General features: G+C 71.5%; 16 protein-coding genes. 6 read left to right on the top strand and 10 right to left on the bottom strand.

All coding sequences use genetic code 11. The features are described from left to right. Positions 1–146 precede the first annotated feature (146 nt). Together OG226_RS31795 and OG226_RS31800 are read left to right on the top strand one after the other, a co-directional pair. On the top strand, positions 147–1739 hold the full coding sequence (locus OG226_RS31795) for a vWA domain-containing protein (RefSeq protein ID WP_329350825.1): 1593 nt from the start codon (positions 147–149) through the stop codon (positions 1737–1739). 85 nt (positions 1740–1824) lie between these two features. Then, complete coding sequence (locus OG226_RS31800) at positions 1825–3756, top strand: AMP-dependent synthetase/ligase (RefSeq protein WP_329350826.1); 1932 nt, start codon at positions 1825–1827, stop codon at positions 3754–3756. Between the two features lie 59 nt (positions 3757–3815). On the opposite strand, the gene OG226_RS31805 is transcribed toward OG226_RS31800, so the two are convergent. Both OG226_RS31805 and OG226_RS31810 read right to left on the bottom strand, forming a co-directional pair. Beyond that, the gene (locus OG226_RS31805; protein WP_328683250.1) at positions 3816–4226 is read right to left on the bottom strand and encodes a rodlin; all 411 of its coding nucleotides are present in this window, start codon (positions 4224–4226) and stop codon (positions 3816–3818) included. A gap of 315 nt (positions 4227–4541) precedes the next feature. Next, a complete protein-coding gene (locus tag OG226_RS31810) occupies positions 4542–4955 on the bottom strand; it encodes a rodlin (RefSeq protein ID WP_328683251.1) in 414 nt (137 codons plus the stop codon). A gap of 191 nt (positions 4956–5146) precedes the next feature. Here OG226_RS31810 and OG226_RS31815 point away from each other — a divergent pair, with 191 nt between their 5' ends. The 3 genes from OG226_RS31815 to OG226_RS31825 all read left to right on the top strand — a co-directional run bounded on the left by OG226_RS31815 (position 5147) and on the right by OG226_RS31825 (position 7190). Then, the gene (locus OG226_RS31815; protein WP_328683252.1) at positions 5147–5563 is read left to right on the top strand and encodes a rodlin; all 417 of its coding nucleotides are present in this window, start codon (positions 5147–5149) and stop codon (positions 5561–5563) included. Between the two features lie 259 nt (positions 5564–5822). Beyond that, positions 5823–6050, top strand: a complete 228-nt coding sequence (chpD, locus tag OG226_RS31820; RefSeq protein WP_033284615.1) for a chaplin ChpD — start codon at positions 5823–5825, stop codon at positions 6048–6050. 96 nt (positions 6051–6146) lie between these two features. Next, positions 6147–7190, top strand: a complete 1044-nt coding sequence (locus OG226_RS31825; RefSeq protein ID WP_329350827.1) for a chaplin family protein — start codon at positions 6147–6149, stop codon at positions 7188–7190. Positions 7191–7243: 53 nt separating this feature from the next. Here OG226_RS31825 and OG226_RS31830 read toward each other — a convergent pair whose 3' ends face one another. After that, entirely contained in the window at positions 7244–8500 is a 1257-nt protein-coding gene (locus tag OG226_RS31830; protein ID WP_329350828.1) for an NAD(P)-binding domain-containing protein, read from the bottom strand. Further along, positions 8500–9810, bottom strand: a complete 1311-nt coding sequence (locus tag OG226_RS31835; protein WP_329350829.1) for a carboxylate--amine ligase — start codon at positions 9808–9810, stop codon at positions 8500–8502. Before OG226_RS31835 ends, OG226_RS31830 begins: the two co-directional genes overlap by 1 nt. A 152-nt stretch (positions 9811–9962) precedes the next feature. Here OG226_RS31835 and OG226_RS31840 point away from each other — a divergent pair, with 152 nt between their 5' ends. Next, entirely contained in the window at positions 9963–11252 is a 1290-nt protein-coding gene (locus tag OG226_RS31840) for a glycoside hydrolase family 26 protein (RefSeq protein WP_329350830.1), read from the top strand. A gap of 22 nt (positions 11253–11274) precedes the next feature. Here the strand turns inward: OG226_RS31840 and OG226_RS31845 are convergent, their stop codons facing one another. Genes OG226_RS31845 through OG226_RS31870 form a run of 6 tightly spaced genes read right to left on the bottom strand, consistent with a single transcriptional unit; the run spans position 11275 to position 17964 of the window. Then, a complete protein-coding gene (locus OG226_RS31845) occupies positions 11275–12378 on the bottom strand; it encodes a GNAT family N-acetyltransferase (RefSeq protein WP_328683256.1) in 1104 nt (367 codons plus the stop codon). Beyond that, the gene (locus OG226_RS31850; protein ID WP_328683257.1) at positions 12375–13007 is read right to left on the bottom strand and encodes a lipopolysaccharide biosynthesis protein; all 633 of its coding nucleotides are present in this window, start codon (positions 13005–13007) and stop codon (positions 12375–12377) included. The genes OG226_RS31845 and OG226_RS31850 overlap by 4 nt, the downstream gene beginning before the upstream one ends. Beyond that, a complete protein-coding gene (locus OG226_RS31855) occupies positions 13004–14158 on the bottom strand; it encodes a glycosyltransferase (RefSeq protein WP_328683258.1) in 1155 nt (384 codons plus the stop codon). Before OG226_RS31855 ends, OG226_RS31850 begins: the two co-directional genes overlap by 4 nt. After that, positions 14155–14913, bottom strand: a complete 759-nt coding sequence (locus OG226_RS31860; RefSeq protein ID WP_329350831.1) for a polysaccharide deacetylase family protein — start codon at positions 14911–14913, stop codon at positions 14155–14157. The genes OG226_RS31855 and OG226_RS31860 overlap by 4 nt, the downstream gene beginning before the upstream one ends. Then, the gene (gene murJ, locus OG226_RS31865) at positions 14897–16633 is read right to left on the bottom strand and encodes a murein biosynthesis integral membrane protein MurJ (RefSeq protein ID WP_329350832.1); all 1737 of its coding nucleotides are present in this window, start codon (positions 16631–16633) and stop codon (positions 14897–14899) included. Before murJ ends, OG226_RS31860 begins: the two co-directional genes overlap by 17 nt. Further along, positions 16630–17964, bottom strand: a complete 1335-nt coding sequence (locus OG226_RS31870; protein WP_329350833.1) for an O-antigen ligase family protein — start codon at positions 17962–17964, stop codon at positions 16630–16632. The genes murJ and OG226_RS31870 overlap by 4 nt, the downstream gene beginning before the upstream one ends. Positions 17965–18021: the final 57 nt, after the last annotated feature.

The raw sequence follows: 18021 nt of genomic DNA on the forward strand, positions 1-18021 counted from the left end.
CACCGGAGGATCTCCGACCGGTCTCGACGGGCCTTGATCGCGACCCCTTCGAGACGCTTCCGCAACGCCCCGTAGCGCACATTCCCGCCCCCTCCGCCGTCACAGTCGCAAGAAGTCGACGTCAACGGACCGAGGGGGCACGGGAGATGGAGACCAACCGAACACGACCGGGCGAGCTGCCGGGGGAGTGGTCACGCCGCCGCACCCGGCGCGTGCGCACCACCCTGCTCGCCCTCACCGCCGCGGGCGGCCTGCTGCTCACGGGCTGCGGCGAGGGCGGCGGCAGCAACTCCGGCAACTCGGGCGCGGCGAACCGGTCCGGCTTCCCGGCACCGGCCCCACCCGTCGCCTCCGGTGGTGACAACAGCAGCGAACAGGACGGCGAGCAGACCGGCACCCCCGCCGACAAGGTCGCCCCGTCCCCCGACTATCTCTCCACCTTCGCCCTCGACGTGGACACCGCGTCCTACGGCTACGCCCGCCGCGTCCTCGCCGACGGCCGACGCCCCGACCCGTCCACGATCCGCCCCGAGGAGTTCGTCAACAGCTTCCGCCAGGACTACGACCGCCCCGACGGCAACGGCTTCACGGTCACCGTCGACGGCGCCCGCACCGACATCAGCGACTGGTCCCTCGTCCGCGTGGGCCTCGCCACCCGCACCGCCGACTCCAGCGACGAACGCCCGCCCGCCGCACTGACGTTCGTCATCGATGTCTCCGGCTCGATGAGCGAGACGGGCCGCCTGGACCTCGCGAAGAAATCCCTCGACGACATGACCGACCGACTGCGCGACGACGACTCGGTCGCGCTCGTCACCTTCAGCGACGAGGCCGAGACCGTCCTCCCGATGACCCGCCTCGACGGCCACCGCGGCCAAGTCCACGACGCCATAGACGAGTTGGAGACCCAGTCCTCGACCAACCTCGGTGCGGGCGTCGAGACCGGCTACGCCACCGCCACCGAGGGCCTGCGCAAGGGCGCCACCAACCGCGTCGTCCTCATCTCCGACGGCCTCGCCAACACCGGTGACACCAACGCCGATTCGATCCTCGACCGCATCGCGGACGAACGCCGCGACCACGGCATCACCCTCTTCGGCGTCGGCGTCGGCAGCGACTACGGCGACGCCCTGATGGAGAAACTCGCCGACAAGGGCGACGGCCACACCGCGTACGTCTCGAACGACGCGGACGCCCGCAAGGTCTTCGTCGACCAACTCCCGCAGAACATCGATCTCACGGCCCGTGACGCCAAGGCCCAGGTCGCCTTCGACCCCGAGACGGTCGCGCAGTTCCGGCTCATCGGCTACGAGGACCGCAAGGTCGCCGACGACGACTTCCGCGACGACAACGTCGACGGCGGCGAGATCGGCCCCGGCCACACCGTGACCGCCCTCTACGCCGTCCGCACCAGGCCCGGTGCCGACGGCCACCTCGCCACCGCGAGCGTCCGCTGGCTCGACCCCAACACCCGTGCCCCGCACGAGGAATCGGGCCAACTGGAGACCGACGCCCTGCACGACTCCCTGAGCAGCGCCCCGAACACCTTCCAAGTCACCGCCGTGGCCGCCTACTTCGCCGACACCCTCCGCTCGCCCGAGGACAGCGCGGGCACCCTGCCCGGCAACCCCGGCCTCGGTCAACTCGCCACCCGAGCCCACACGTTGGCGAAGAAAACGGAAGACAAGGACGTACGGCAACTCGCGGAGGCGATCAACGAGGCCCGCCGAATCGACTGAACCCACCGGAACCGCACAGACCCCATTGACCTTCCCCTACTTGCGAGTAGGTTGACGTCCCAGTCACCGTCGACCGGGAGCCGTCATGGGCGTACGCAAGGACCTGAAGCGGGCGCGGCAACGCACCGACCTGGCGGCCCGCACCCGGGTCCACCTCACCCGGGACGAGCGGGGCGTCGTACGGGAGGCGGGCACGCTGCCGCTCGCCGCGCGCCCGACGACCGGAAGTACCGCCGACCTTCCGTTCGCCAACGCGGCGGAGGCCCCCGACACCGTGGTCCTCCGCCGCGAACGGGCCGGCGCCTGGCACCCCGTCACCGCGACCGCCTTCGCCCGCGAAGTCACCGCCATCGCGAAGGGGTTGGCAGCCGCGGGCCTCGAACCGGGCGGCCGGGTCGCGGTCATGTCCCGCACCCGCTACGAGTGGACGGTCCTCGACTTCGCGATCTGGGCGGCCGGCGGCCAGACGGTACCGATCTACGCGACCTCGTCGGCGGACCAGGTGGAGTGGATCGTCAGGGACTCGGGCACCCGTTTCGTCGTCACGGAGACCGCCGAGAACACCGACACGGTCACCACCGGCACGGCCCGCCACCCCCAACCCCCGCGCGTCTGGCAGCTGGAAGCTGGAGCCATGGCCGAACTCGCCGCCCTGGGCGAGGAGTTGCCCGACGACGAGATCGCCAAGCGCCGCGCGTCCCTCACCCCGGACACGATCGCGACGATCTGCTACACCTCCGGCACCACCGGCCGCCCCAAGGGCTGCGTCCTCACCCACGCGAACCTGCACGCCGAGGCGGCCAACATGGTCGAGCTGCTGCACCCCCTCTTCACGGAGGTCACCGGCCAGGTCGCCTCGACGCTGCTCTTCCTCCCGCTCGCGCACATCATGGGCCGCACCCTCCAGATCGCCTGCCTGATGGCCCGCATCGAGACCGGCCACTGCCCGAGCATCAAGCCCGACGAACTCCGCCCGGCGCTCAAGGAGTTCAGGCCCACGTTCCTCGTCGGCGTGCCGTACCTCTTCGAGAAGATCCACGACGCCGGCCGCGCGACCGCCGAGAAGATGGGCCGCGCCGCCTCCTTCGACCGCGCCGACCGCGTCGCCGTCCGCTTCGGCGAGGCCTACCTCAACAAGTTCCTCGGCACCGGCAAGGGCCCCGGCCCCGCCCTCTACGCCGCGTGGGCCCTCTACGACCTGCTGGTGTACCGCCGTATCCGCAAGGAACTCGGCGGTCGCCTGCGGTACGCGATCAGCGGCGGTTCCCCGCTCGACCGCGACCTCAACCTCTTCTTCTCCGCCGCCGGAATCATCGTCTACGAGGGCTACGGCCTCACCGAGACGACCGCCGCCGCCACCGTCGTCCCGCCCCTGCGGCCCCGCCCCGGCACGGTCGGCCTCCCGGTGCCCGGCACCACGATCCGCATCGCCGACGACGGCGAGGTGCTCATCAAGGGCGGGGTCGTCTTCGGCGCGTACTGGAACAACCCGGCGGCCACCGACGCCGTACTACGGGACGACTGGTTCGCGACCGGCGACCTCGGCGCCCTCGACGAGGACGGCTACCTCACCATCACCGGCCGCAAGAAGGACATCCTCGTCACCAACGGCGGCAAGAACGTCTCCCCGGCCGTCCTGGAGGACCGCCTGCGCAGCCGCGCCCCGGTCGGCCAGTGCCTGGTCGTCGGCGACAACCGCCCCTACGTCGCCGCCCTGATCACCCTCGACCCCGAGGCCCTCGCCCACTGGCTCGCGGTCCGTGGACTCCCGGCCGACACCCCGCTCGCCGACCTCGTCGAGGACCCCCGCCTGCGCGCCGACGTCCAGAAGGCCGTCGACCACGCCAACGAGGCCGTCTCCCGCGCCGAGTCCATCCGCGCCTTCGCCCTGATCGAGGGCGAGTTCACCGAGGACAACGGCCTCCTCACCCCGTCCCTGAAACTCAAACGGCACGTGGTGACGGCGGCGTACGCGGAGGACATCGAGGCCCTGTACGCGAAACCGAGACGGACATAGCGAGAAGCGGGCCGCCGAAGTGCTCGGCGGCCCGCTTCTCGTGGTGCGTGGTGCTGAGGTCAGCTGCCCACGGCGCCGTTGCCGGACAGGACCGGGATGTTGTCCAGGATGTGCGACAGCGGCTCGTCGCCCTTGGCCTGGGTGGAGTTCTCGGTGCACTGCTGGTTCTGCGGGGCCGAGAGGACCGGCACGTCCTGCAGAACGGTGACCGGCACGAGGCCGACCAGCGAGGCGGCGTTGACCTTGGCGGGCAGGCCGACACAGGGCTTGTTCAGGCTGCCCTGAACGAGGGAGAGCTGGGGGCTCATGTCGCCCTTGGTCTCCTGGTTGCCGTACTTCTGCACGGCGCCGTTGCCCTGGGTGGTGGTGACACCGTCGTCGTTGCCGATCGCCATCGCCGGGGTGGCGACAGCGGCGGTGGCACCGGCGAGGGAGGCGGCAACAGCCGCGGTCGCCCACAGCTTCTTCATGTTCAAACCCTTTCGGAGGACGGACTCCCGTTGCGGAGCCGCGCAATGATCAACTGAGTGACGACTGGTTTGGTTGCGGCCTTTGCCCCGTATGGAGCAATAAGTCGGCTCGCGTGTAAGCAAGGTGGCTTCCCCGCCCGGGGACGCGCTGGATGATCCGCGGCGGGTCGCTCGGCAGAGGTTGCTGTCCGCGGGGGGACCAGCGGACGGGCCGCGCGCAGCTTCCCGAACTCCTCGGCCGCCTTCCGCGCGTCCCGGCGAGGCAAGCCAACGGGCCGCCGAGAGATCGGCGGCCCGCTGTGCACGTCCGCGAGGTCAGCTGCCCGCGGAGCCGTTGCCCGACAGGACCGGGATGTTGTCCAGGATGTGCGACAGCGGCTCGTCGCCCTTCGCCTGGGTCGAGTTCTCGGTGCACTGCTGGTTCTGCGGCGCGGAGAGGATCGGCACGTCCTGGGCGACGGTGACCGGCACGAGGCCGACCAGCGAGGCGAGGTTCGCCTTGGCCGGCAGGCCGATGCAGGGCTTGTTCAGCGAGCCCTGGATGAGCGCCATCTGGGGGCTCATGTTGCCGTACGTGGCCTGGTTGCCGTAGACCTGCTCGGCGCCGTTGCCGTTCGCCGTGGTGACGCCGTTGTCGTTACCGATCGCCATCGCCGGGGCGGCGACGGCAGCCGAGGCTCCGACGACGGAAGCGGCGACAGCCGCAGCAGCCATAACCTTCTTGATCACTTGCGTGGTCCCTTCTGGAGTAACCCCGTCCACCGGAGCGACCTGAACAACTGGCGCCGGGCCGCATGGTTGCTCCGATTCACTCCAATGGCCCAGATGAATCCAACCGGGTGAAGCCACGCAACCAATCCGGCCGACCTCTGTTGATGGGGGAGCAGGAATTGTGTCTCTGCCAGGAAAGGACCGCAGAAATGCTCAAGAAGGCAATGGCTGCGACGGCTGTCGCGGCTTCCGTCGTCGGCGTCTCGGCGACGGCCGCCCCGCAGGCGCTGGCCATCGGCAACGACAACGGCGTCACCACGGTCAACGGGAACGGTGCCGAGCAGGCCTATGGCAACGCCAAGACGACCGGCGACATGAGCCCCCAGCTCTCGGTCGCCCAGGGCGCCCTGAACAAGCTGTGCCTCGGCGTGCCGGTCAAGGCCAACGCGGCCTCGATCGTGGGCGTACTGGTGCCGGTCACCGTCCTCCAGGACGTGCCGGTCCTCTCGGCCCCGCAGAACCAGCAGTGCGCCGAGAACTCCACCCAGGCCAAGGGTGACGAGCCGCTGTCGCACCTCGCGGACAACATCCCGGTCCTGTCGGGCAACGGCGCCATCGGCAGCTGACCGTCCGTCAATAGAGCGGCCGGGGCGGCCCGTACGGAAATCTCCGTGGGGGCCGCCCCGGCCGTTTCGCATAGCCGTCCTCTTCCTGACTTCCCTTGAAGAGAACCGTTCCTGCATCCGTGCGGCCATCGCGTCAATTCGGTGCGGACGATCGAGTGAATTGTCAGGTGACACGCGTTCTTGAGTTTCTTCCTGCGTCTATCCCTCGTTTTACAGGCTGCAGGTCATGGTGGGCATGACCGCAGAGAAGGGAACGTTCATGAAGAAGAGTGCTGCTGTTGTCGCTGGTGCGATCATGGCTCTCGGTATGGCCGCCCCGGCCTTCGCCGACGCGGGTGCCGAGGGTGCCGCTGTCGGTTCGCCGGGTGTCCTCTCGGGCAACGTGGTCCAGGTTCCCGTGCACATCCCCGTCAACGTGTGCGGCAACTCGATCGACGTGATCGGCCTGCTGAACCCGGCGTTCGGCAACACGTGCGTCAACGACTGACGACGTAACGCACCAGCCGTTCCGGCTGTGTCATGGCCGGCCTTGGACAGGTTTCCAAGGCCGGCTTTTCCCACTTCAAGCAGGAAGACAACGAGATTGCGACAGACCCTGGGTAAGGGAATGGTCGCGGCGGCCGCCGCGACGAGCATTCTGTCCCTGTGCGGCAGCCCCGCCCTGGCCGATTCGTACACCGGCGGCGCTGCCAAGGATTCGCCGGGCGTCCTGTCCGGCAACAGCCTCCAGGTCCCGGTCGACGTACCGGTCAACGCCTGTGGCAACACCGCCGACGGGGTGTCCGGGCTCAACCCGACGTTCGGCAACGGATGCGTTGGCGGCAAGGGCGAGCACCGGCATGGTGGAGAGCACGTCGGCCACGACCGGTGGACCGAGCCGTCGTACGGGGATTCCGACGACGACTCGGGTGATGACTATGGCTACGGCTCCGGTTATGGCCGCGGTCACTACTCCGGCCACGGCTACGGTCACGGTCATGGCTACGGAGACGACTCCGGGTACGGCTCCGGCGACCACTCCGGCTACGGCTCCGGCGATTCGGGCTACGGCTCCGGTGACTCGGGCCACGGCACTCCGGACGACTGCGAGGAGACGCCTCCGCCTCCGACCGGCGGCCACCACCACACGCCGCCTCCGACGGGTGGCCACCACCACACGCCGCCCCCTTCGGGTGGGCATCACCACACGCCGCCCCCTTCGGGTGGGCACCACCACACCCCGCCTCCGACCGGCGGACATCACACCCCGCCCCCTCCTACGGGTGGGCACCACACGCCGCCTCCCCCCACGGGCGGGCACCACACTCCGCCCCCTCCTACAGGCGGGCACCACACGCCGCCTCCGGCCGGTGGGCATCACACCCCGCCGCCCACGGGTGGGCATCACACCCCGCCGCCTCCCAGCGGCGAGCACCACACCCCGCCGCCTCCCAGCGGTGGCAACGACACGCCTCCCCCCGCGGGCGGCAACCACACGCCTCCGCCCAGCGGTGGGGAGCACACCCCGCCGCCCGTTCTGGCGCACACCGGCAGTGAGGCCATGCTGGCCACGTCCGGTGCCAGTGCCGCGTTGATCGCGGGTGGCATGATCCTCTACCGACGAGGCCGAGCCGCGTCCCGTAGGTAATACGCACGGGGTGCCGGACGTCACCGCCCGGCACACCTGCGCCGCCCTCGCCGTCAGCGCCGTACGAAGGCCGGGGTGCTCCGTCGTCCCGGTGCCGGGATCATGCCGCCGCGCGGCTCCGAGCGCAGCCGGCGTTCGACTCCCCGCACCAGCGCGCCCGCCGTGTACGTGGCGCCGTGCACGAAGCGCATCGCCGGGCCGAAGCCCGAGGCCGTCACCAGGCCCGCCATGAAGAGGCCCGGGTGCGAGGACTCGAAGTCCCGGCCGACCTCGGGGGAACCGTCGCCCACCGCGGCCAGGGAACCCCTCAACTCGCTGGAGAGCAGCCCGAGTCGGTTGGTCGTCGCCTTGAACCCCGTTGCCGCGATGACGTGTTCGGTGTCCAGGACCCGCGTACCGCCCGCCCGGCTCACCGTCTCCAGGCGGACCCCGCCCGGCACCACGTCGGCCGCCGCGACCTCGTGGCCGAGGAGTACCTCCACCGCCGGTTCGACCCGGTCCCGAACCCACCAAGCGCCCGCCGGACCAAGGGCGTTGGCCGCGATCCTGGCCCGGGTCGACTCCGGGAGACGGCGGAAGAGGTCGGGGCGCTCGGAGTAGAACCAGTTGCGCCAGCCGGGGCCCAGGCCGCTGTGCGGGGAGCGGGCCGACTGCCACCACGGGCGCTCCCACGCGGGCGGCACGTCGTTCCAGAAGAGCTCGTCGGCACGTGCCAACACCCTTACCCGCGTGCCCTGTTCGGCGAGCAGGGCCGCCGTCTCCAGTGCCGCCTGGCCGCCGCCGATCACCGTGACGTCCTTGCCGCGGAAGTCGTCCAGCGTGCTGTGGTGGCTGCTGTGCGAGACGAGGGTCCGGCCCAACCCCCTTAGCGCGGAAGGGATTTCGACGAACGGCATGACGCCGACCGCGAGGGCGACGGTCCGCGCGTGCAGCACCGTGCCGTCGTCGGTCACCGCCTCGAAGCCGCCCGGCACCGGCGCGATCCGCTCCACCGTCCGCTCGTCCACCTCCGGAACGGCGTTGCGCGCGAACCACAGGCCGTACGAGGCGAACATCTCGACCGGGATCGGCTCCCCGTGCCGGGCCTCCACGCCCTGGCCCGCGCAGTACACGTCGAGCGGCCAACGGCCCTCAGGGTCCGACAGGTTGGAGGCCCAGGGCTCCGACTTGAGGAACATGCCCCGGGGCATGTGGTCGCGCCAGGACGCCATCGGCCGGCCGAAGACGCGCAGGTTCAGCCCCGCGGCCGCGGCGTGGGACGCGATGGACAGGCCGTACGGGCCCGCGCCCACCACCAGCAGGTCGTACATCAGCAGCTGCTCGCTTTCTCGTCGTCGCTCAACTCGGTCAACTTGGTCAACTCGGCCGGTTCGACGGGCCCGTTGGGGTGACTCTCGCCCGCCTGCCGGACCACCCGCACCTCAGCCGTACGCACCGCCGGGGGCGGCCCGCCCAGCCGCTCCCGCACCTTGCGCAGCACATGCAGGCCCCACAGCCCCCACATCGCGCGGCCCGGCCCCGGGTCGTCCGGCGCGTGCCAGGCCAGCTCGCGTCCGCCGAGCACCGGGCGCAGCGCGCTGAGCGGCGCGTAGTTCTCCACCACGAACGTCCGCCCCGGCCGCGGCGCCCCGTCCGGCAGCGGACGGTGGGTCAGATCCAGGTGCAGGGCGCGGACGACGTCCAGGCCCGCGGAATCGGCGAAGAGCCGGAACTGGGCGCCGGGCCGCGGGTTGAAGTCGAGGAGGTGATAGCGGCCGGTCGAGCCGCAGCGGCGGAAGTCCAGGTCGAAGATGCCCCGGTAGCCGAGCGAGGCGGTGAGCCGCTCGGCCAGCGCCCGCACCTGCGGGTTGGGCGTCCAGCGGCCCACCGCCGTCAGCCCCGCGCCACGCGGCCAGGCCCGTTGCTTGCGGCCGGAGCCGCCGCCGCGCACGGCACCGGACCGGTCGGCGTACCCGTGGAAGAACCAGTCGCGGTCGGGCCCGGACGGCAGGAACGCCTGCAACAGCAGTCGGCTGCCCGCCTCGTCGGCGCGCAGGAACAGCTCGCGCGCCTCCTGCGCGCTGTGCACCACCACCGTGCTGCGCAGCCCGGTCCCGGCCGGCACCAGCCAGGGCCGGCTCCACTTCGCGACCACCGGCAGCCCCAGCTGCCAGGCGGCGCTCGCCGCCTGCGCCGGGCTCTCCGGGATCAGCGTCACCGGGTGCGGGATGTCCGCGCCCGCGCACACGGCGGCCAGTTCGGCCTTGTCCGCGACCCGTTCGGACAGCGCGCCGGGCTGCTGCGGCAGCAGAAAGGAGGGCGCGAGTTCATCGCCCAGACGGCCGACCGCGACGGCACTCGCGTCGTCCATCGGGATCAGTACGGCGGGACGCGCGATCCGCGCCGCGACCCGGCGGAGCGTGCCGGCGATGTCGCCGGGAGACGCGCCGGGTGCCGGCGGGGGATGCATCTGGCAGACAAAGCGGGAGCTGCGTACGGGACTTCCGGCGGAATCGGCGACCACATGCACCTCCACTCCCGCCCGGCCCAGCGAACGCACGGCACCCAGCGTTCCGTGGTGAAAGGGATTCCGGTCGATCCGCAACAGAACTGCGGGGACACGGATGTCGAGCAGCGACACGGACTGTTTCCTTCGGTCGGTTCACCCGTGCGGGCGATAGAGGAACTCGGAAGCCGTAACGGCGGTGGCGTAATTCATATTCATATGACTGAGTGTCAGTAGAAGGAAAAGCAAAGTCGGCACGGAGTACGAGAGTGGAGAGAGGAGCAGGCATGGCCCCACAGCAGCGACGGTCCCGAACCGCCCGGCTGGCCTTCATCGCGGCTACGGTCGCCGCGTCGGCGGCTTTCGCGTCGGGTCCCGGGTTCGCGGCGGGGGTGACGCGGGTCACCGATCCGCCTGCTCCCGCGACCACCCCGGCTGTCGTAGAACCCACCAAGACCCCGGAGCCGAGGCAGACCCCCGAGCCGAAGCAGGCCCCCGCGTTCGGGGCCTTCCTCGACTCCGGGGCCCGGGGTGTGGCCCGGATGGCGGCGCTCAGCAGTTGGCTGGGCGGTGCCGAACTGCGCGTCGGGCACACCTACCTGCCCGGCAATCACTGGAGCGACATCGAGGGCGCCCCCGGTCTCCTCGACGTCTGGGCGGACTGGCGTACCGAGAAGTCCGACCGGATGCTCGTCCTCAACGTGCCCATGCAGGAGCACAACGAGGACGGTGTGTCCGACTGGCAGGTGCGGCAGCTGCTCCAGCAGGGCGCGGCCGGGCAGTTCGATCAGCACTTCAAGGCCCTCGCCGAGCGGCTGGTCGACCTGAAGGTGCCGGACACGGTGATCGTGCTCGGCTGGGAGATGAACGGCACCACGTACACCTCTCGTTGCGGGCCGGACCCGGAGGCCTGGAAGAAGTACTGGAACAGGATCGTCACCACGATGCGCTCGGTGCCGGGACAGAAATTCCGGTTCGACTTCGATCCGACCCGTGGCCGGGACGCCGTTCCCTGGACGCAGTGCTATCCGGGGGACGACACGGTCGACATCGTCGGAATGGACTCGTACGACCAGCCTTCCGGGCTGACGTTCGACGAACAGGTGAAAGAGCCCTACGGACTTCAGGCACATGTGGACTTCGCCAAATCTCACGGCAAGCCCATTTCCTATCCTGAATGGGGACTCTTCCGTAACGGCGACAACGCGGAGTACATGAAGCGCATGCTCGCCTGGATGGACGAGCACAAGCCGCTGTACAACACGGTGACCGACTACTGCCCGCACGGTGTGTGGCAGTGCTCCGAGAACCCGAAGTCGTCCCAGGTCTATCGCTCGGTCCTGTTCGGCCGCACCGAGGACCCGACCACGACCCCGACCGCGCCTACGACACCCACGACACCCGTGACGCCCACGGCCCCGGTCACTCCGGAGCCGACCAAGCCGACCGCACCCACCACACCGCCCACCCCGACCCACCCGGCCAACTGCTCGCCGGTCGAGCTGGGCGACTGGGTGGAGTACTGGCTCGGCGGGAAGCTGTGCGTGAAGTTCGACTGGTGGCAGCGCGACCGCTGAACCAGAGGTGGCGGCGGGCCGCTCACGGTCCGTCGCCACCGCGTTCCTTCCACTTCCGCACCAGCACCTTGCCCCGCCGGCGCGCGGCGACATCGCAGACGACCGCCCCCATCAGCGGCGCCGTACGCCGCCGGGCCAGCAACAGCCGCTGGTTGACGACCGGTTCGGGCCGCCAGTGGTGCTTGTACGGCTCGTCCCCGCGCAGCAGGCTGAGCGTGCGGGGCCCGTCGGCACCGGTGTGCTCGGCGCACGCGTCGAGCAGCATCACCGCCACATCCGCCTTCCGCTCCCGCAGCCGCGGATGCGCGCCGTAGAGATAGCCGCCCGCGAGCCGCCGCGACAACAGCGTCAGATCCACGGCGACCACGTCCTCGTCGAGCCGGAACTCGGTGACGACGGCGTCCCCGGAGCGCACCATCGGCCCGACCGAGCGCACCAGGTGCTCGCAGAACCGGGTCTGGAGATGCTCGGACGTCACCTTCCGCCCCTGCCACTGGAGTTCGTGCAGTTCCAGCAGCCGCCGTAGCGCCGAGTCCACCCCGTCCGGGTGTACGACGTGACGCTCGACGCCGAGTGCGGTCAGCTTGCGGAGCTTGGCGCGGACGCGCTGGGCCTTGGAGGAGGGGAGACGGGCGACCAGTTCGTCCATCGGTACGGCGGGCAGCTCCAGGCACAGCGAGTCGTGGACGCGGCGGCGGGGGCCGCGCCAGCGGTCGTAGACGCGCTCGACCGCGCCGCCGGGGCGCACCTCGCGGAAGTCGATCAGCGCGGTGCGGGCGGCGGACGCGAGGCCCTCGGTGAGCGCGGCGACGGCCGGGTCGCCGTGGTCGTCGTCCAGCAGGACGTCCCCGTAGTCGGAGATCGCGCCGCCGAGCGGGACCAGCGAGGGCACCGGACTGCGGACGAGCATCAGGGGTGCGGCGGCGACGAGTTCGCGGCCGTCGCGGACGACGAGCAGACGCAGACGGCCCGTTCGGCCGTACGACAGCCACCAGGAGTGCAGCCAGGCGTGGGACTGGAACGGGGTCGCCGCGCCGCACTTCTGGTACAACCGGCCCCAGGCCGGGGCGAGTTCGGCGAACTCCTGGGCGTCGGTGACGAGTTCGGTCGAGTACACCGGTGTCACAGCACGTCGGCCGCGGTGGCCGGGCTGGGCACGGAGGCGGGACGGCCGGTCTCCTCGGTGGTCCGGCGCGGCCGGACGAGCAGCAGCAGGCCGCCGAGGAGTCCGCCCGCGCTCGCGCCGACCAGGCCGGTCACCGCGGCCGAGGCCGAGGTGGGCGCGGCGGGCTTGATGGCGCGGGCGAAGGTCTGGAGTTCGACGTGGGTCGCGGCCTTCGCGTCGTTCGCGTGCACGGTCAGCGAGCGGGACACGGCGTTGGCCATGTCGGCGGCGAGGTCTGCGCGCGAGGAGGTGGCCGTCACGGCGACCATCGGCGCGTCCGGCGAGGTCGCCGTCTGCACGCTCGACTGGAGCGTCTTCACCGGCACGCCCGCCCACACCTGCGCGTCCCCGAGCACCGCGAGCTGCGTGGCGACCCGGCCGTAGGCCTGCGCGAAACCGAGCGCGGTCGAGGAGTCGGCCTTGTCGGTGGGGACGGCGATGACGTAACTGGTGGCCGTGTACGTCGGGGTCTTGACGATGCCGTACGCGCCGCCGAGCAGGCCGCCGGTCACGGCGCCGGCCGCGAGGAGGGACCAGGCCGGGAGGGCTTTCGCGCGGCTGAGGGGGAGGTGCTGTCGGATCTCGGTCATGAGGAACTGGCTCCCTGGGGTGCGGGGGACGGCGACGAGGTGGAGACCGCGGCCGCGTACACGTCCATGAGTTGGGCGGCGCTGCGGGTGATGCAGTAGTGGTGGGCGGCGTCCGGTGCGGTGCGTGGACGCGGGCCCTGCGCGCGGGCCGCCGCCAGCGCGCGGGCGAAGACCTCGGGACCGCCCTGCACCCGCCGGGCGCCGGCCGCGGCCTGCGGGGGGAGGTCCTCGATGGCGGGACAGGAGGCGTAGAGCACGGGCAGCCCGGACGCCAGACCTTCTACGACCGCCAGGCCGAAGGCCTCCTCGGGGGACGGCGACGCGAGCAGGTCCATCGCGGCGGTGAGGGAGGGCAGGTCGGGGCCCGGTGAGCCGTCGGGTGTGTAGGGGCGTTCGCCGGTGAACAGCACCCGGTCGGCGACCCCGTAGTCGTGGGCCGTGCGGCGCAGGAGGTTCTCCTCGGTGCCGCCGCCGACCAGCAACAGCCAGTAGTCGTCCGGGAGTTGGGCCAGGGCGCGGACCAGGACGTCGAAGCGTTTCCCGGCGGCGAGGCGGCCGATGCCGCCGACGACGTACGCGCCCTCGGGCAGGCCGAGCCGCTGGCGGGTGCGCAGGCGCTGCGCCGGGTCGAAGCGGAAGCGGGCCAGGTCGATGCCGTTCGGGACCACCTCGATGCGCGAGCCCGGTACGCCCCAGTGCTTGAGGCGTTCGGCGACCGTGGGGGAGACGGCGACCGTGGAGCGGCCCAGGCGCTCGCTGGCGAGGTACAGGGCGCGGACCCCGGTGCTGAGGCCCCGGCCCTCCATCTGCGAGTCGCCCAGGGAGTGTTCGGTGGCGACGACCGCCTTCACGCCCGCGATCCGGGCGGCGAGCCGGCCGTAGACGCAGGCGCGGTAGAGGTGGGTGTGGACGAGGTCGTAGCGGCCGGTGCGGATGATCCTGACCAGGCGGGGGAGGGCGGCGAGGTCGCGGTTGCCGGTCATGCCGAGGTGGAGGACGCGGACCCCGTCGGCGGTCAGGCCGTCGGCGACCGCGCCCGGGTTGGTGAGCGTCACGACGTCGCAGTCGACCGGCAAGTGCCGGATCAGCAGCCGCAGTTGCTGCTCGGCGCCGCCGACGCCGAGCCCGGTGATGATGTGCAGGGCCCTCATGCGAGCCCCTCCACCGGACGCCGGCGCAGGCGATGCAGCCGGTACTTGAGGAAGAGGCGTACGGCGGTGTCGTTCTGGCCGATGTGCACGCGGGGGAGCGCGTGCGGGCCGTTGAGGTCGCCGGGGTCGATGGCGCAGGCGTAGGCGTAACCGGCCTCGCGTACGGCGTCCATGGCGCGGGCGTCGATCGTGCCGTAGGGGTAACAGAAGCCGTCGACCGGGGAGTTGACCAACTCCCGTAGCCGGGAACGGCTTTCGGCGACCTCGGCGCGCAGGGTGGCGTCGTCCGCCTTGGTCAGGTCGACGTGGGTCAGGCCGTGCGAGCCGATCTCCACGCCCTCGGCGGCGGCCTGGCGGATGCCGTCCGCGGTGAGGAGGGGTTTGCGTGGGCCCTGTGGGTCCCAGGCGTTGTCGCCGCCGAGCCTGCCGGGGAGGACGAAGAGGGTGGCCCCGCAGTCCCGACGGGCCAGCAGGGGAAGGGCGTTGGTGACGAAGTCGGCGTAGCCGTCGTCGAAGGTGAGACCGACCAGGCCCTGGCCCTCGCCCCGGGCGCGGGCGGCGAGCAGGTCGGCCATGGACACGCCCCGCAGTCCGCGCCTGCGCAGCCAACTCAGCTGCTGGTCAAGGCGGTCGGGGGCGACCGTGATGCGATAGGGGTCGTCGGAGCAGTCGCCCACGGAGTGGTACATCGCCACCCACGGGACCGGGCCCGTGACGCGTCTGCCGGTGGTCGGGGAATCAACGGGAGCGGCCATGGATGAGCCTTCGTGTGATCGAGCGTACGGATTCCAGTGCGGGTGCGAAGCCCTGGGCGCCCAGGGCCCAGCCGAGCAGGACGAAGACGACGGTGACGGTCGTGCAGCCGACGGTGAGACCGAGCAGCGGCGAGGGCAGCGCGTGGGCCACGAACGCCCCCGCGATCGTCGCGACCACGGCCGCGCGCACCGGCCGGCTCAGCTCGATCAGCACCTGCCGGGTACGGAGCGGGACACTGCGCGGGCCCGATCCGTAGAGCAGGAGTACGGCGGTGAAGGTGATGCCGGTGGCGTTGGCGACGGCGATGCCGATGACGCCCCAGGGGCCGACCGCCCAGGCGCCGATCCAGGTGGTCACGACGATGCCGGCGGCCATCGCGCCGACCGGGTACCAGGTGGGGCGGCCCGCCGAGAAGTAGGAGCGGACCAGGACGCCGACCAGGGTCTGGCCGAGCAGTCCCAGGGCGTACACGCGCATCACGCCCGCCGTGGCGGCGGTGTCGTGGACGGTGAACGCGCCGCGCTGGAAGAGGAGTTGGATGATCTGCGGGGCGCAGGCGATCACCACGGCGGCGCCGAGCAGCACCAGGCAGGCGGCGAGCGCGAGGTCGCGCTCCACGCGGTCGCGGGCCTTCTCCGTGTCGCCCTCGGCCAGCGCCCGCGCGACCACTGGGAAGGTGACCGTGCACAGCATCAGCGAGAGCACCATCGGCATCTGGGCGACCTTCTGCGCGTAGTTCAGGTGCGAGATGGCGCCGGCGGGGAGGTGGGAGGCGAGGAAGCGCTCGATGAGGACCTGGGACTGGCGGCACAGCGCGAAGAGCAGCACGGTGGCCATCAGGGCGAGGTTCATCGGGCGGGCCTCGGCGGGGCCCGCGTCCGGGGTGGTGGGCTTGTGGCTCGTCAACTGGCGCCACAGCGAGGGGAGTTGGGTCAGCACCATCAGGACGCCGCCGCCGGCCACGCCGAGGGCCGCCGAGCGGACGCCCCAGTGGGCGCCGAAGGCGTACATCCCGGCGATGATGCCGATGTTGTACGCCACGTAGATCGCCGCCGGGGCCACGAAGCGGCGGTGGGCCCGGAGGGCCGCGCTGCAGTAGCCGGCGAGGCCGAAGCTGAGGACGCAGGTGGCGGTGAGGCGGGTGCAGCTGATGGCCAGGGCGGGGTTCGGCAGGCCGGGGGCCAGGGCTTCGACCAGGTAGGGGGCTGTGCCGATGAGCAGGGCCGATACCGCGATGAAGGCGAGGGTCAGGCGGGGGAGGGTGGTGGCGACCAGGGAGCGGACCGGGTCGCCGGGGGCGCCTTGGGCCCTGCGGGCCAGGGCCATGCTGAAGGCCGGGATCAGGGCGAAGGCGAGGCCGTCCTCGATCAGGAGGGTGGCGGCGAATTCCGGGATCGTCCAGGCGATGAGGAAGGCGTCCGTTTCGCTGCCGGCGCCGAAGAGGCGGGCCAGGGCCTGGTCTCTGGCGAGGCCCAGGAGGGAGCCGGTGATGGAGAGGACGGCGGTGATCAGCGCGGCTTTGGCCAGGAAGCCGCGGGGTTCGGGGGTGGGGGTTCCGGTGGGCGCCGGGGTGGCAGTGCGTGCTTGTGGGAGGTGTGGGGCGGTGTCGGGTTCGTCGGTTGTGGGTCCTGAGGCTGTCTCGCGGGTTGCGCGCCGTGGGGGCTGGTCGCGCAGTTCCCCGCGCCCCTTAGGGGGGTTGCTGCTGGCCTGTGTCGTCATTGGGGCACGGCCTCTGGCTGTGTCGTGCGCACCGGAGCCTGGAGGACCGGCTGCTCCTCCGCGGTTGCGCCCACCAGGGACCACCACGCCACCACCCCGAAGACCACCGCCGTCAGGACCGTTGACGGGCCGCCGATGTCCGCGTACATGAAGTCGATCAGTTGCCAGGTCAGGAGGCCGGTGGCGACCAACGCGCAGTCCAGGCCCGGGAGTTTGGTGCGGTGGACGCGGAACAGGCCGCGCAACGCGCAGACCAGGAGGGCCAGCCAGCCGCCTGCCAGGGTGAGGAGGCCGAGGAGGCCCTGTTCGCTGAGGACCAGGAGGTACATGTTGTGGGGGGAGAGGAGGGGTTGTTTGAGGAAGGCGGCGCCTGCTCCCTCCGTGTCGCTGCCGGAGGACAGGGCCAACGAGGCGTTGCCGTCCCGGTGTTCGGGGAAGCCCTTCAAGCCGACGCCGGTCAGCGGGTGTTCGCGCCACATCGCCGTCGCCGCCGCCCACATCGTGTAGCGGTCGATCACCGACTGGTCGGGGGCGTCGGTGACTTGGGTGATGCTGTCGATCCGCTCCTGGAGCATCGCCGTACCGACGCCGAAGCCGCCGACGAGGACCACGCCCGCCGCCGTCACCGCCGCGGCCACCTTCAGGGCGCGGCGCAGGCCGGCCAGGGCCAGTTGGATCGCGCAGGTCGCCGCCGTCGCGATCCACGCGCCTCGGCTGAAGGAAAGGGCGAGGGGCACCAGCAGAGCGAACGCACAACCTGCCGCAACTGCCCGCCGGCGTGCGTCATTTCGGCCCAGGGCCAGGGCCAGCGCGCAGATCAGGCCGAAGGAGACGACCGTCGCCATGCCCATCACGTCGGTCGGGCCGAAGGTGCCCACCGCGCGGATGTCCTCACCCTGGTACGAGGCGCCGGTCGCGGTGACGTACTGCTTGACGCCGATCGCCCCCTGCCACAGCGCGAGGGACACGAACGACCAGGCCAGGAGGCGGAAGTCGCGGCGGTCGCGGATCAGCAGGACGACTGCCGCGGGGACCAGTACGAAGATCTGGAGGTAGCGGCCGAGGCCGCTCAGGCCCGCGCCCGGTGAGGACGCGCCCATCGCGGCGATCGACAGGCCGAGGACCGGAAGTCCCATGACCGCTACGGCGGTTGGGGTCAGCGGGCGGCTGCGGTCGCGGAGGAGCCGGATGCCGCAGTACAGCACGACGAGACCGGAGACCGCGTCGGCCGGACCGGCGCCGCCCTCGCCCGGGGTGAGCGGCAGGCCGAGCAGGGCGATCACGGCGACGACCGGGAGGACGGGGGCGAACACGCGGACGCGGCGCAGCACGGTTCAGCTCCCCGTCGGACGTACGGGCGGGACAGGGGCGTTCATACGGACTCGGTG

The organism is Streptomyces sp. NBC_01261 (genome assembly GCF_036226385.1).
In the GTDB taxonomy this organism is placed as follows: Bacteria; Actinomycetota; Actinomycetes; order Streptomycetales; family Streptomycetaceae; genus Streptomyces.